The organism is Pandoraea iniqua (assembly GCF_902459685.1).
GTDB lineage: Bacteria > Pseudomonadota > Gammaproteobacteria > Burkholderiales > Burkholderiaceae > Pandoraea > Pandoraea iniqua.
Window position 1 is genome coordinate 18637 of the sequence record NZ_CABPSF010000012.1, and the last position, 14930, is coordinate 33566.

Annotated in this window: 12 protein-coding genes; 7 read left to right on the forward strand and 5 right to left on the reverse strand. The window is 65.5% G+C overall.

Features of this window, described 5'->3' with window-relative positions:
- Nucleotides 1–51 precede the first annotated feature (51 nt).
- A complete protein-coding gene (locus tag PIN31009_RS26690; RefSeq protein ID WP_087691219.1) occupies nucleotides 52–264 on the reverse strand; it encodes a hypothetical protein in 213 nt (70 codons plus the stop codon).
- A 373-nt stretch (nucleotides 265–637) separates the two neighbouring features.
- On the opposite strand from PIN31009_RS26690, the gene PIN31009_RS26695 reads away from it, so the two are divergent.
- From PIN31009_RS26695 to PIN31009_RS26705, 3 genes are all read left to right on the forward strand, one after another.
- The gene (locus PIN31009_RS26695) at nucleotides 638–1591 is read left to right on the forward strand and encodes a LysR family transcriptional regulator (protein WP_150686317.1); all 954 of its coding nucleotides are present in this window, start codon (nucleotides 638–640) and stop codon (nucleotides 1589–1591) included.
- Nucleotides 1592–1819: 228 nt separating this feature from the next.
- Entirely contained in the window at nucleotides 1820–2473 is a 654-nt protein-coding gene (locus PIN31009_RS26700) for a DUF4286 family protein (RefSeq protein WP_087691221.1), read from the forward strand.
- 79 nt (nucleotides 2474–2552) lie between these two features.
- Entirely contained in the window at nucleotides 2553–3896 is a 1344-nt protein-coding gene (locus PIN31009_RS26705; protein WP_246185877.1) for an MFS transporter, read from the forward strand.
- Between the two features lie 120 nt (nucleotides 3897–4016).
- Here the strand turns inward: PIN31009_RS26705 and PIN31009_RS26710 are convergent, their stop codons facing one another.
- The 4 genes from PIN31009_RS26710 to PIN31009_RS26725 all read right to left on the reverse strand — a co-directional run bounded on the left by PIN31009_RS26710 (nucleotide 4017) and on the right by PIN31009_RS26725 (nucleotide 10364).
- Nucleotides 4017–6743 (reverse strand): ATP-binding protein, encoded by a 2727-nt coding sequence (locus PIN31009_RS26710; RefSeq protein WP_150792063.1) that lies wholly within the window; start codon nucleotides 6741–6743, stop codon nucleotides 4017–4019.
- Nucleotides 6740–7600 (reverse strand): response regulator transcription factor, encoded by an 861-nt coding sequence (locus PIN31009_RS26715; protein WP_246185885.1) that lies wholly within the window; start codon nucleotides 7598–7600, stop codon nucleotides 6740–6742. Before PIN31009_RS26715 ends, PIN31009_RS26710 begins: the two co-directional genes overlap by 4 nt.
- Before the next feature lie 454 nt (nucleotides 7601–8054).
- Entirely contained in the window at nucleotides 8055–9356 is a 1302-nt protein-coding gene (locus PIN31009_RS26720) for a UDP-N-acetylglucosamine 1-carboxyvinyltransferase (protein WP_087691224.1), read from the reverse strand.
- 252 nt (nucleotides 9357–9608) lie between these two features.
- On the reverse strand, nucleotides 9609–10364 hold the full coding sequence (locus PIN31009_RS26725) for a GntR family transcriptional regulator (RefSeq protein ID WP_246185878.1): 756 nt from the start codon (nucleotides 10362–10364) through the stop codon (nucleotides 9609–9611).
- 342 nt (nucleotides 10365–10706) lie between these two features.
- On the opposite strand from PIN31009_RS26725, the gene PIN31009_RS26730 reads away from it, so the two are divergent.
- From PIN31009_RS26730 to PIN31009_RS26745, 4 genes are read left to right on the forward strand one after another with little or no spacing between them, the layout of a single operon-like run.
- A complete protein-coding gene (locus PIN31009_RS26730; protein ID WP_150792066.1) occupies nucleotides 10707–10961 on the forward strand; it encodes a DUF3311 domain-containing protein in 255 nt (84 codons plus the stop codon).
- A complete protein-coding gene (locus PIN31009_RS26735; protein WP_150792067.1) occupies nucleotides 10958–12433 on the forward strand; it encodes a sodium:solute symporter family protein in 1476 nt (491 codons plus the stop codon). Before PIN31009_RS26730 ends, PIN31009_RS26735 begins: the two co-directional genes overlap by 4 nt.
- 12 nt (nucleotides 12434–12445) lie before the next feature.
- Entirely contained in the window at nucleotides 12446–13666 is a 1221-nt protein-coding gene (locus PIN31009_RS26740) for an amidohydrolase family protein (RefSeq protein WP_246185886.1), read from the forward strand.
- Nucleotides 13663–14862: a cyanate transporter gene (locus PIN31009_RS26745; protein ID WP_150792069.1), complete on the forward strand. Its 1200-nt coding sequence runs from the start codon at nucleotides 13663–13665 to the stop codon at nucleotides 14860–14862. Before PIN31009_RS26740 ends, PIN31009_RS26745 begins: the two co-directional genes overlap by 4 nt.
- The last annotated feature ends 68 nt before the right edge of the window (nucleotides 14863–14930 follow it).

Below are 14930 nucleotides of genomic sequence, written 5' to 3' on the forward strand. Positions count from 1 at the left end.
GTGGACTCAAGTTGACGCATGTGGACCCGGTCGCCCGGTCGCCCCATTCGGTCAATCGTTTTCCATATCGCGGATGAACAACATGGCCGCGAGCTTGGCCTGATCGATACTGGCGAACGTGCGGCCGTCCATCGGCCACACATCCACCAGCACGGCGTAATTGCCGGGCCGATCGGCCTGCATGATGCGAATGTAGTGCTGGCGGAACACGCAACGCGCGAGTTCCACTGTCGGATGCGGACGGCGAAAATGGGCTGATGACATGACAGTCTCCAGGGAATCGGCCCTCCGGCCTCGACGGGCCGTTACCTGAATTCAGCAAATCTCATGCCATGTCTCTCGATATTCTTAACTATTTGATTTGTAAGGCGTGGCGTGATGGGGAGGGGGATTGACCCCCTCGGCACCTTGCCAAAACGTTACGGAAACGAAACATGGCAGGAACGCCGGACGTAACAAGCGAGGCTTTCCGCCTACCCGCCTGCCCAGCTACCCGGCTCACCAAGCAACGCTGCGGCGTGTGGTATTTGTGTTCCACTAAAATGGGCTAATGCTCAGGTCGGTGCCGCAAGCTGCGGTGCCTTTCTGCGGCGCCCTCAATGACTTCGCTCCCGGACCCTCTTCTTCGTCACGCCGCATGAACCTTCGCTTTCTCGAAACCTTCGTCTGGCTCGCCAAGCTGCGCAATTTCCGCCTGACCGCCGAACGGCTGCACACCACGCAGGCGGGCGTCTCGAGCCGGATTGCGTCGCTCGAACAAAGTTTCGGCGTGCGCTTGTTCGACCGGAGCGCACGCGAGGTCACGCTGACCGCCGCCGGTCAGAAGGCGCTGGCCTATGCCGAGCGCATCGTCATGCTGGGTCAGGAGATGAAGCGCGAGCTCTCCGATCCCGACATGCCGCCGGGCGTGCTCAAGATCGGGGTAGTGGAGTCGATCGTGCACAGCTGGTTTCCCGATCTGGCGGCCCGGATTCACCGGGAGTACCCGCAGCTCGAGATCGAGGTCACCAGCGAGACGACGATCAATCTGTGCAAGCAACTCGAAGCCGGTTCGCTCGATCTGGTGTTGCAGACCGACATGCAGCACGGCACCGGCATCGAAAACCTGCCGCTGGCCGAATTTCCGATGCGCTGGGTTGCCAGCCCCAAGCTCAACCTGAAGGGCGAGACGCTCGATGTCGCCGACCTCGCGGCCTATTCGCTGGTGAGCTTTTCGCGCAACTCGGGGCCGCACAAGACGCTGGAGCGGATGTTCTCCGTCGCGGCCGAGCGGCCCGTGCGGGTGCACTGCATGACCTCGGTGGCGGCGATCATCCGGCTGGTGGTCGACGGCTTCGGCGTCGCCATGCTGCCACCCGCCATCATTCAGCGTGAACTCGGCGAGCACAGCCTGCACCTGCTGCGCGTGAACGCCAATTTCCCCAATCTGCCGCTGGTCGGCTCGTTCCGCACTGGCGCGCTGCTCGCCGAGAACGTCGCCCGCCTTGCGCAACGCACCGCGAGCGAGTTCGCGCTCAACATGGGGCCGGATATCGCCATCCCGCCCGCCGCCGCCATGACCGCCCCGGCATGGGGCGACGCGGAGTCCTGAGCGCACCGGCGGCCATCTGCGGCCATAGGCAGGTAATGGGTAAGTAACGGGCAGGTAACGGGTAAGTACTGGGCAGGTCATAAGAATTTGCTGTTACGGCAAATTTGATTTCTTGTTGGACGCTTTTTCCCCCGTTTTGCACACTCGGTACAACGGTCGGGCCATGCGCATGCTGCGATGTCATGCGCCGGCCGGCCCCCGATTGTCGAAACCGATGGAAATTGCCTCATGACTGCCACTGCCCCGCGCGCCCAACTCTGCATCTGGACGAATATCGACCCGGCTTTCGAAGCGGACTTCAACCGCTGGTACGACCGGGAGCACATGCAGGAGCGTGTGGCGATTCCGGGCTTCCGGTTTGCGCGTCGCTTCAAGGCGCTGCACGACACGCCGCGTCCGTATCTGGCGCTGTACTGCACGCAGGACGCCGGCGTGTTCACCAGCGAGCCATACGCACAAGCCTTTAATCATCAGACGGAATGGTCGCTGCGCAACTTCGCCCGGATGCAGGGCACGCAGCGCCGCGTCGGCACGCTCGATGTGGAAGCCGGTGAAGGGCAGGGCGGGCAGTTGGCCGCCTTCGTGCTCGACGAGGCCACGGTCGCGAAGTCGCATGCCCGCCTCGCTTCGCAACTGACCGAACTGGCACAAGCCGACGGCATCGTGCGCGCCACGCTGCAAGTCACGGTGCCGCGTCTGTCTGTCTCGCTTACGGCCAAAGACGCGCCGCTGCCGCCGGCCGATGCGGTCGTGCTCATCGAAGGCAGCGACGCTGAAGCCGTGCGAGCCGCCGCCGAGGCACTTGCCGCCACGTATGGCGTGCCGGCTGCCGACGTCACGCGTTTCGCGATGCTCTGGCGCCTCGGTGCCGGTGACGACTGATTACGCCCGCGCGACACCACGCGACACCACGCGACACCACGCGATCTCGCGCCCCGATCCGCCCCTCCCGGAGACACACATGACAACCTACACGGACGCTCGCGACACCCGCGACATCGACGCTGACGCCGCCGCTGCCGACGCGCGTAAGCAACGGTCGAAAAAAGGCCGTCTGGCGACGGCCAGCATGGTCGGCACCACGCTCGAATGGTATGACTTCACGGTCTACAACACGCTCGCCGCGCTGGTCTTCAACCACCTGTTCTTCCCATCGGTCGACCCGCTCGCGGGCACGATTCTGGCGTTGTCGACGTATGCGGTCGGTTATGTGTCGCGCCCGCTGGGCGGGATGGTCTTCGGCAACCTCGGCGACAAGATCGGCCGTCGCGCCGTGCTTGTGCTCACCCTCGTGGTGATGGGGCTGACAACCGGCCTGATGGGGTTGCTGCCGACGTACGCGTCGATCGGCATCTGGAGTCCGGTGCTGCTGGTGGCGCTGCGCTTCGTGCAGGGCGTGGCGCTCGGCGGCGAGTGGGCCGGTGCCGTGCTGCTGTCGGTGGAACATGGCGATCAACGCAAGCGCGGTCTGAACGCGTCGTGGACGCAGGTCGGACCGTCGTTCGGCACGTTGCTGGCCACGGGGCTGATTGCACTCATCACGCTGGCGATTTCGCCGGAAGACTTCCTTTCGTGGGGCTGGCGCGTGCCGTTCCTGCTGAGTCTGGTGCTGGTGGCCTTCGGCCTGTGGGTGCGCCGCGGTGTGGAAGAAACGCCGATGTTCGAAGCCATGGCGCACTCGGATCGTCAGGCAGAAATGCCGATTGCCGACGTGTTCCGCTCGCACTGGCGCAACCTGCTGGTGGCCGGCGGTTCGCGTATCGGTTCGGATGTGCTCTACGCGCTGATGGTCGTCTTCACGCTGACGTATGTGACCGGCACGCTGCATCTGTCGCGTCCGCTCGCACTCACTGCGGTGCTGATCGGTACAGCCTTCAACGCGCTGACGGTGCCGCTGTTCGGGGCGCTTTCCGACAAACTCGGCCGTCGTCCGGTGTATGGCTTCGGTGTGTTGTGCGCGGTGATCTGGGCGTATGGCTTCTTCGTGCTGCTCGATACGGCGAGCCCTGCGCTGATCGTGTTGTCGGTGGTGATCGGGCTGGTGATTCACGCGATCATGTACGGGCCGCAGGCGGCGTTTGTCACCGAGCAGTTCCCGACGCGTGTGCGTTACGCCGGATCGTCGCTGGCTTACACGCTCGCGGGCATTCTCGGCGGAGGCTTTGCGCCGCTGATCATCGTGAGTCTGTATAAGGAGTTCGGGACGACGGTGTCGGTGTCGCTCTACGTGACGGCGGCGCTGGCGATTACCGCCATCGCGTTGTTTGCTGCCCGCGAGACCGCGCACAAGCCGCTCAAGGACTGACGGTTCGCGACGCGTCGCGATCGGCAAGAAACGAAAGCAAAACGAAAACGGCACGCTATCCGGCGTGCCGTTTTTCATTTGTCGCGATGTCTGCCTTCTACCGTCTGGTGCGCTCGCGCATCACGCTTCGCACAACGCTTCGAGACTGGCCAGATCGCCGCGTTGGGCGAGTTGATGCACCTGACGTGCGAAGCCATCGAACTGCGGTGCCTGTTCGCTCAACCCGCAGGCCCAGTCCATCAGGTCGGTAATGGCGCCTAGCGCAATCAACTGCCGGGCCTGTTGCAGATGTTCGGGCGGGGGACGCACGATGACCGCATTGGCATCGTCATGCGCCGGAGCCCGGACGTCATCGCGTTGCAGGTCGAGCAAACGTGCGAGCGTGTTGCGCAGGTCGGCGAGTTCGATCGGCTTGAGCAGGCAGGCGGTATAGCCCCCATCGGATGCCACCACCTGCGGCGATGCCGAAATGGCCAACACCGGCATGCCGGGCCAGTAACGGCGCACCGCGCGCGCGACGCTCAAGCCGTCGGCGTTCGGCATCATGTGATCCGTCAGCACCAGATCGGGGGCCGTCTCGAGCGGGTTGCCTAGCGCGGCAATCAGCGCGACGCCGTCGCCGAACGTGCTCACGGTGAAGCCAAGACTGGCCAGTTCGTCGTGCAGAAACTGGCGGATTTCGGGCGAATCTTCCGCGAGCCAGATGTGATGCCCCGTGCCGTCGAGCGAGGGCAGGGCGTGCATGGCGCCGGCGAGCGACTGCGCCACGAGATCGCCTTCGTGTGCGATCTGTAGCGGCAGCGTGAACGCCACGCGCGTGCCGACGTTGGGCGTACTGTCGATAGCGATCGTGCCCTTCATGCGCTCGACCCATTGCCGCACGATGGCCAGACCCAGACCAACGCCGGGCAGCCGCCGCGCGCGATCGAGTCGCGCGAAGGGTTCGAACACACGCGACAGGTCGTCCTTCGCGATGCCGCAACCGGAGTCTTCGACGCCGAAGCACACGTGGACCAAGTCACGTCGCGTCGCGTCCGGTGATGCGGAAAGCGTGAGGGTGATGGTGCCGTCGGCGGTGTACTTCGCTGCGTTGTCGAGCAGGTTGCCCAGTACCTGCCGCACCCGTTTGGCATCGAGGGTGAGCAGCGGCGGCAAGGTGGCACGAATATCGAGCAGGAACGCATTGCCGTGCTTGCGCGCGAGGCTCATGCCCTCCTGCGCGACGCCGTCGATGAAGGCATGCGTATAGACCGGGGCGACGTGCAGCGCGTCGGCTGCGCCACCGCCTGCGTACTCGATCAGGTCGTTGATCATCGCGAGCATGTGATGCGCGCTGCGACGGATGATGCGGCCCCGGTCGGCGTCCTCACGCCCGCCGGCCTGCACGAGATCGGCAAAGCCGATGATCGACGTGAGCGGCGTGCGCAGATCGTGGCTGATGCGCGCAAGGAAGTCGCTCTTGGCGCTGCTGGCTTCGTCGGCGGCAATCAACGCGGCCTGTAGTTCGCGCGTGCGCGAATCGACGGCGTTGGCGAGCCGCGCCTGTTCTTCGCGACGGGTCTCCAGCACTTCCTGCCGCGCGGCGCGCTGCTTGCGCTCGAGCTCGCGCGAGCGGCCGGCCACGATGACCGACAACATGATCAGCACCGACAGGTTCGTGCTCCACGCCATCGCGGTGTTGGCCAGCCAGTCTTCCGGCAACAGGCCTCTGATGATGGCCAGACGCCAGAACAACACCACGCAGCCTGGCGAGAACGACAGCAGGCACAGCCGCGCGTTATTGAGGCCGCGCCGCCAGCCGTCGAGCATCGACACGACCCAGATCACATTGAAGACGCTGAGCAGTTGCAGATGCGTGAAGGCCGCTGCACGATGATCGCCGAACGCCACCCAGACGGTCATGCACGCCATGATCGCGATCATGGCGCGATAGACCCAGCGCCAGAGCCGCACCCGGTTGAGGCCCGAGAAGATGACCACCATCGCGCTGAAGACGCCCGCCGTGAGCGTCGAAAACAGGCTCGGCGCGCGCACGATGAACTCGCCGCCCTGCGGCAGCAGATAGCGGTAGATGAAGCCTTGGAACGCCATGTCCTGCGCCACCTGCGTGAGCGTGGTGAGGGCGAGCAGGGTGAACACGATATCGCGTCGCGCGATGCCGAGCACGAGCGTGTACAGCGCGATAGTGAGCATCGAACCGGCCAGCAGCATCGCCACCATGGCGTTGCGCGATTCGATGCGCCGGAAGTCGTCGGGCACCCACAGTTGCGGCACGATGCTGACCGACGAGCGGGTTTGCACGCGAACGGCGAACGTCAGGCGTTCGCCCGGGGCCAGCGAGATTGGGAAGACTGACGTCTCGGAGCGTATCGGATGCCGGGACAGCGGGACGGTGTGCCCGGCGAGCCACGAGATCGTCGGTTGCGTGGTGCCGGCGGGCATCGCATAAAAGCGCACGTCTTCGAGCCGCACAATGCCGATACTGAGCCAGCGGGTGACCGGCTGGTCGCTGGCGTTTTCGACGACGCCCTGAAGCCAGAACGCCGACCGGCTGTAGCCGGGGTTGAGCATCTTGGGCGTCACGTCGCGCCAGCCGGGGGCGGCGAGCGCTTGGGTCACGTCGAGCTGGGCCGAAGGGTCCACCAGCAGGCGCAGCTGGTTGTCCAGCTTGAGCGGTGACGGCGCGTTGGCGATATCGATGACGGAGGGCGATGCCGAGACAGATGCCGATGCCGATGCCGTGGCGAGTGCCCCGTGGGCGAACGTCAGCAAACCGAGCAGCATGACGATGGCCCACACCGCCCGCCGCCATCCCTGCGCCGGACTTCCCGCAGGCGCAGCGGTCATTGCGACGATCCCGGCGCAGACCCGGGCGTTGCATCCGCTGCGCGGGTGTCCGGCGCATCCGGCACGTGATGCGCCCCGCGTTCGCGAAAACCGCTCGGCGGCATGCCGAAGCGCTCGCGAAACGCGGTCGCGAAGTTGGCCGCGCTGGCAAAGCCCACGGCGCTGGCGATGTCCTGCACGTCGAGCGAGGTCTCCGCCAGCAGGCGGCGCGCCTCCTTCATGCGCTCTTCGCGCAGAAAGTCGAACACGGTCACGCCCACGCAGCGGCGAAACGCCAGATTCAACCGCCGGGTGTTGGTGCCGACGGCGTTGGCCAGCCCCGCCAGTTCCGGTGTGACGTCGAGCTGACTCAGCAGCAGCGCTCGCGTGGCGCGATAGAGCACGGCGTCGAGCGTGTGGGCCTGCACGGGCAACGGCGCTTCGGGGGCCATCGCAGCCACAGGGGCAGCAGGCGTGAACGTAGCGTTCGAAGATGACGTGGCGGAGGTGGCCGAGGTAGCGTAGGTGGTGGATGTGGTGGCCGGCGCGGGCAGACTGGCCTTGAGGTGAATCGACAGGCGCAGGCGCACTTCTTCGAAGTCGTAAGGCTTGGTCACATAGTCGACCGCACCCGCCGTGAGCCCGGCGACGCGCTCGCCCGGCAGCGCGGCGGCGGTGAGGAAAATCAGCGGAATGTGGCGTGTACCGGGGTCGGCTTTGAGCAGGCGGCAGGCCCCGAGGCCATCGCAGACCGGCATGCGGATATCCATCAGGATGAGATCGGGCTGCACGGTGCGCGCCTTGGTGTAGCCGTCGCGGCCGTCCTGCGCGATGTAGACCCGGCAGCCCTGCTGGCTGAGGAAATCCATCAGCAGCATGCGGTCTTCCTGATTGTCGTCGACCACGAGCACGCGCGCGCCGGACAACTGGCGGGCATGGGCGGAGGCGGACCAAGGGGTGCCGGCACGGCGTGCAGCAGCCGTGGAATGAACTGTGCCGGACGGCGGCAAGGGCAGGGGGCGATCGCTCATGATGGCCGTCATTCTTTCACATTCGATCCGGCGTACCGGGGGGATGTGGCGCGTTTTGCCATGCACGCCAAATATTTTTCCGTCAGGCAAACATCACGTGCCGTCGGGCAAAGGTCTCGTGCCGTCTGGCAATAGCGTCTCAGGTATGGTCAGCCGTCGGGTTCGCCGCAGCGATGACCGGCGTGCAGGCGATCGGGGGGTCGTTTGCCGTTGGCGCGCTGCTCAGTGCGAGCCCGGCCCCCCCGGGGGGGACCGGACGCCGGCTGCCCTGACGACACACTGACGATAGCCTGCCGAAACCTTATTCCGGCTCGGTCCACACGACGTTGGCGCCAACCGAGCACAGGTTCTCGACAAAGCGCGGATGCGCGCGTTTGATCGGCAGCGCATTCTTGATCGTCGACTGGCCGTCGATACTCGACGCCACCATCAGCAGCGCAATCGCCACCCGAATGATGTACGGGCTCTCGACCACCGCCGGCGATAGCGGAATGCCGCCAAACGTGATCAGGCGGTGCGGGTCGGACTGAAACACGTGCGCGCCGAACTTCGACAACTCCGTCGACCAGCCCATCGCGCCGTCGTAGACCTTGTTCCAGAACATGGCACTGCCTTCGGCCTTCACGCCCAGCGCGATGAAGATCGGCAGCAGGTCGACCGGGAAATACGGCCACGGCGCAGCTTCCACCTTCGTCAGAATGTTCTTCGTGAACGGCGTCTGCACCTTGAGCGGACCCTGAGCCGTCGCGGTCGACCAGCCGTCGCGATGCTCCACCTTCACACCGAACTTAGCGAACGTGCGGTCGATCAGCGGGAACTGCTCCGGGGCGGTGTTCTTGACGGTGATCTCGCCGCCGGTAATCGCACCCAGCGCGAGGAAGGTGGTGATTTCGTGGAAGTCTTCCGAGAAGCGGAATTCACCGCCGCCGAAACTCGACACGCCTTCGATGGCTAGTTGCGAGGTGCCGACGCCTTCGATCGGCACACCCAGCATCTGCATGAAGCGGCAGAATTCCTGCACGTGAGGCTCCGACGCCGCGTTGTTCAACTGCGAGCGCCCGTTGGCCGAGGCGGCGCACAGCACGAAGTTTTCCGTGGTGGTCACCGACGCATAGTCGAGCCAGTGGTGAATCGCAGGGCGGGCGCTGTCGGCGTGGATGAGCAGCGAGCCTTCGGTGCGCTCGACGCGTCCGCCGAAGTGTCGCAGCACTTCGATGTGCGGATCGATTTCGCGCACACCCAGCGTGCAGCCCTTGATGTTGTCTTCGATGCGTGCGACGCCAAAACGCGCGAGCAGCGGCGGCACCAGCATGATCGACGAGCGCATCTCTTCCGGCAGATGGTCGGTGCGCGGGTCGAACTTCGTGTTCAGGTGATGCACGTCGAGCGTACCGGCGTCGAAGTCGACGCTGACATCGCTGCCAAGCTGGCGAAAGATGTCGAGGATCTTGCGAACGTCGGTGATCTCGGGCACGCCGATGAGGCGCACCGGCTTGTCGGTGAGCAGCGTGGCGCACAGCACCGGCAGGACGGCATTCTTGTTGGCGGAGGGCGTGATGCGGCCGCGCAGGGGCTGGCCGCCGTGGACTACCAGATGGGACATGGGCTTCCTTCGGGCTTCTTGCGTCAAGCGGGGTGGTCCGTGAATCCGTGAATCTGTGGATCCGTGAATCGGGGGCTCGGGTTGAGGCGAAATATACCCCGATTGCGCCGGGTGTGCGACGTGACCCGTGTGCCGTGGTGGGATTGTTGCGCCTTGCTTGACGGGCGTCAGCGGGCCGTGAGACAGGCATCGACACGCTAACGGACCGCCGCCGGGCAGTCAGCAGAGCGCGCCGGTGCCGGATATGGTCGCTCAGCGCACGGCGGCGTTGGCGAAGGCCTCGGCAAAGATGGCGTGGAAATCGGGGGTCTCTGCGGCCGCGGCCCGGGTGAGCACGCGCGCTTCCAGTTCGTCCAGATGGGCGGTCGCCAATGCCACTGCCGCCTGCGTTTCGCCCGCGCGCAGACGTGCCACCAGTTGCGCATGCTCGGTCGGCGCGCAATGGATGAATTCCGCCGGATCGAACAACGCCTTGTAGAGCTCGGTTTTCGCGACCAGTTGACGGGCGAAGGCTTCCAGCTCGGCGCTGTTGGCCGTGTCGATCAACTTCAGATGGAATTCGCCCGCGAGCCGGATCGAACGCTCGTGCGTGCCCTGCGCATGCGCGTCGGCCTCCTCGGCCACGTGCGCGTCGAGCTGCGCGAGCTGCGCCGTGCTCAATTGACCGCAAACACTCGTGATCACGCCGGTTTCCAGCACGCGCCGGGCGCGGTAGGTCTGGCGGATGTCGTCAAGCGAGGGTTGCGGCACAAAGGCGCCGCGATTGGGTTCGAGCACCAGTTTGCCTTCGAAACCCAGCCGGGCGAGCACCTTGCGCACCGCCCCGCGCGTGCAGTCGAACGCCTGCGCGAGGTTGCGCTCACGCAGCGGCATGCCCGGGCGCAGCTTGCCCGAGAGCAAGGCCTGCGAGATGGCGGCATACACCCGTGCCTCGATTTGCTGCCCCGCGCTCCCGGCGCTGAGGGAATCTTCTGCCGGTGCCTCGTGGGCCTCTGCGGTGCGGCTCAAACCAACCCTCCTCATGAATCGAAATGCGAACCGGCGAACCGGCGAACCCGGCCGTGGACCCGGCAGCGGGTTCAACGGCGAACCGCCTGCAAATTCGCCGCGGCCCTGTGCCAGCAAAGCCCCGGCAGACGTGTCTGTGGGGCGCATTGTACCCGTCGCCTCCATTCGCTTGTTCGTCTGCGGAAAACCCTCGGTTTGACGCCTGTCACACCCGCGACCTTGCATTTTGGCATCGCACTGCCGATAATGGTCAACAAAAATGGTTAACCATTTTATGGCTAAAACCACCGGGCCGCACGACAGCGGCCATCCCCCTTGGATTTGTTTGGGTCTGGAGACGTCATGAAACTCGTACATTGTCTGGCCGCGCTGCCTGTCGCGGCCTTCTACAGCGGCGGCTGGCTCGCCGAGCATGTGGGCACACGGCTCGCCGGGCTGCCGTTCCTGATGACATGGAACATCGTCTGGCTGTTGCTCACCTCGGTCGTCATGGTGGTGATGTTCCGCTTTGACGGTTCGCGTGAGGCCGCTGCGGCCGACCGTGCCAGCGCGGCGTCCGCCGCCAAGGGCCAGAAGGCCCCGGGAGCCGCGTCATGAATGCCGCACTGACCGTGATTGCGGCGTTTCTCGCCTTTGCATTGTTCATCGGCCTGCGCGCACGCCGCGGCCGCAAGATGAGTCTGGAGCAATGGGCCGTGGGCGGACGTGGCTTCGGCACGCTGCTGGTGTTCCTGTTGATGGCCGGCGAGGCCTTCTCGACGTTCACGTTTCTGGGCGCGAGCGGTTGGGCCTATAGCAAGGGGCCGCCCGCGTTCTACATCCTCGCGTACGGGGCGCTCGCTTACCTGCTCGGCTACTGGATGCTGCCGGCGGCATGGCGTCACGCCACACGTCACAACTGCGTGTCGTTCTCGGACTTCTTCGCCACGGCGTACCGCTCGCGGGCGCTGGGCGTGGTGGTGTCGCTGGTCGCCGTGCTGGGCATGAGCGCGTTGCTGATCATTCAGTTGCGCGGGCTTGGCATCATCGTGTCCGAAGCGTCGTACGGCACGATTACGCCGACGGTCGCGATCTGGTGCGGTGCCATCGCGATGGTGCTCTACATCACGGTGTCGGGCATTCACGGGTCGGCGAGCATTGCGATTTACAAGGACATCCTGATTCTCGTGATCGCGGTGTTCCTCGGCATCTATCTGCCGTTGCACTACTTCGGCGGGTTCGGCGAAATGTTCGACCGTATCGAAGCGGCGCGTCCGGGCTTCCTGCAAATGCCGACGAGCGGTCTCACGCTGTCTTGGTACAACTCGACGATTCTGCTGACCTCGCTGGGCTATTACCTGTATCCGTACGTTTTCACGTCGGTGTATGCGGCGAAGAGCGAGACGGCCGTGCGTAAGAACACGATCCTGATGCCGCTGTATCAGATGGTCATCGCGTTCATGTTCTTTGTGGGCTTTGCGGCGATTCTGCAAGTGCCGGGGCTCACCGGTGCCGATTCGGATCTGGCGTTGCTGCGCATCGTGAAGCAGACGTTCTCGCCGTGGTTCGTCGGCGTGATCGGTGGCGTCGGGGTGTTGACCGCGCTGGTGCCGGGTTCGATGATTCTGCTCAATGCGTCGACGCTGCTCGCCAAGAACGTCTATCGCGACGGCTTTGCGCCGCACGCCAGCGACGTTTTTGTCGCCAAGCTCGCCAAGCGCGTGTTGCCGGTCTTCGGGCTGGTTGCGGTGTTCTTCGTATTGCGCGGCGGTGCGACGTTCGTCGCGCTGGCGCTGTTCGCCTCGAGCCTGCTCACGCAGTTGTTCCCGTCGTTCGTGGCCAGTCTGTTGCCGCGTCCGTTCGGCAACAAGTACGGCGCGTTTGCCGGTATCGGGGCGGGTGCCGTGGTGCTGGCGCTGGCCGTGACGCTCGACGTCAATTTGCATACGTTGCTGCCGGGCGCACCGGATACGGTGGCATCGATCAACATGGGGCTCGTCGCACTGGCCGTGAACGCGGTAACGTTCGTGATCGTCAGCGTGTTGACGCGGGCTCGCAATGTGGCGCCGGGACTGGCGCAGGGAACTTGATTCATGACAGCACTGGAAACTCTGGAAATTCGCAATGCCCGCGCACTCGACGGGTCGCCCGTCGCCGTGCGCATCGAACGCACGGTCGACGGCCGGGCGACGATTGCCGCCATCGGGGCGTCGTTGCCTGATGCACCCGCCGCACCCGCTGCGGCCGGCGGTATCGAGTCGATCAATGCGCAGGGCGCGCTGCTGATGCCCGGTCTGGTGGAAGCGCACACGCATCTGGACAAGACGGCGTGGGGCATGCCGTGGTACGTGAACGAATGCGGTTCACGCCTGATCGATCGCATCGACAACGAGCGGTCGTGGCGTGCGAGCAGCGGCCATGATGCCGGTACCGCCTCGCTCGCGCTCGGCCGTGCGTTTCTGGCGGCCGGCACGACGCGTTTGCGCACCCACGTCGACATCGATACCGACGCCGGTCTGCGCCATCTCGACGGCGTGCTCGCCACGCGCGAGACGCTGGCCGACACGCTCGACATGCAGATCGTGGCGTTTCCGCAATCGGGCGTGCTCGACCGCGAAGGCACCGTCGCGCTGCTCGACGAATCGCTCGCGCGCGGTGCCGACGTGCTGGGTTGGCTCGACCCGTGCGCCATCGACCGCGACCCGGCGAAGTCGCTCGACGCGATGTTCGCACTGGCCGACAAGCATGGCTGTCCCGTCGACATTCATTTGCATGAGCCGGGCGAGATGGGCGTGTTCTCGTTCGAACTGATGCTGGAGCGCATTGCGGCACTGGGCATGCAAGGCAAGGTCGTCGTCTCGCACGCGTTTTGTCTGGGGGAACTTGACGCCGCACGTGCCGACGCGCTGCTCGCACGCTTGGCCGACGCCGGCGTGTCGCTCATCACGACGGCACCGCCATCACGCGTGGTGCCGCCGCTCATGGCGTGCCGGCGTGCCGGTGTGCCGCTCGCGGGCGGTAACGACGGCATTCGCGATACGTGGACGCCCTACGGTTCGCCCGACATGCTGGAGCGCGCCATGATGATCGGCCTGCGCTACAACCTGCGTCGCGACGACGAGCTCGACATCGCGCTCGACTGCGTGACGCATCAGGGCGCGCGAGTGTGCGGCTTTGAGGACTACGGCTTGCAGGTGGGCGCTCGCGCCGATCTGGTGCTGGTGGATGCCTTGAACGCCGCGCAGGCCATCGTCACGCGTGCGCCGCGTCGCTGGGTAGTGGCGAACGGACGCGTCGTTGTGCGCGAGGGCGTGGCCGTATGACGCTTTGGCTTGCGATTGTCGCGGTCGGCCTGACGCTGCGCCCGACACTCACGTCCATCAGCCCGTTGCTGCCGCAGATTCGCGAAGCCACGGGCATGGGTTTTCCGGTGGCGGCGTTGCTCACGTCGCTGCCCGTACTCGCCATGGGCGCGGGCGCCTTCGCCGCCAGCAGCCTGACGCGGCGGCTGGGCGAACGGCGCGGTGTACTGCTTGGACTGGCGGCGCTCGCACTGGCGTGTGGCGTGCGATTCGTTGCCGACGATACGGTGCTCATGCTGGCGACGGCGCTCGCGTCGGGCATCGGCATCGCCATCATTCAGGCGTTGCTGCCCGGTGTCGTGAAAGCGAACTACAGCGCCGCGCGCATGACCGCGATGATGGGGATTTATTCGGCGGCGCTCATGGGCGGCGGCGGGCTGGGCGCGGCGGCGAGTCCGTGGGCATCGTCGTTGGCCGACGACTGGCGTGTTGGGCTGGGCATGTGGCTCGCTGTCGTCGGCGCCGCTGCGCTGGCATGGTGGCGCGCACCGCTCGGCGTTCAGGCGGTGTCAGGGGCCGCCGTTTCGGAAGTGCCGGCGCCGCGTGCGCCTTCCATGCTCGATCTGCTGCGCAAGCATCGGGCTTGGACGCTGGCGATTTACTTCGGACTGATCAACTGCACTTACACGACGATGGTCGCGTGGCTGCCGCCGTTCTATCAGCAGGCGGGCATGAGTGCGACGCAAAGCGGTGCGCTGCTCGCCGGGCTGACGGCCTGTCAGGTGGTCGCGGCGCTGGCGTTGCCGTGGTTCGCGCGGCGCAATGTCGACCGTCGGCGGTGGCTCACGCTGGCGCTGGTGGCGACGCTTGCCGGGCTGGTCGGTCTGGTGTTCGCGCCTGAAGCAGCGCCGTGGCTCTGGATCGGTGCTATCGGTTTCGGACTGGGCGGCACGTTCTCGCTCGGTCTCGTGCTCGCGCTCGATCATCACGCGCATCCGCGTCACGCTGCCGCGCTCGCGGCGTTCATGCAAGGGGTGGGCTTCTGCATTGCGGCACTGGCCCCGTTCGCCGCTGGCGCGGTGCGCGCCATGACCGGTGGCTTCACGCCGGCGTGGGTCGCACTTGTCGGTGTGAACATCGCTCTCGTTGCGATGACATGGCGCTTCGATCCGGAAGGCTATGCGTCGGCGCTCGGCCGGCGATTCTCCCTACCGTGATTCCGGTCATCCTGTGCGCCCCGTTGCCGCACGGGGTGGCACACGAAGTCGTGCAGCCCGCAAGCGGC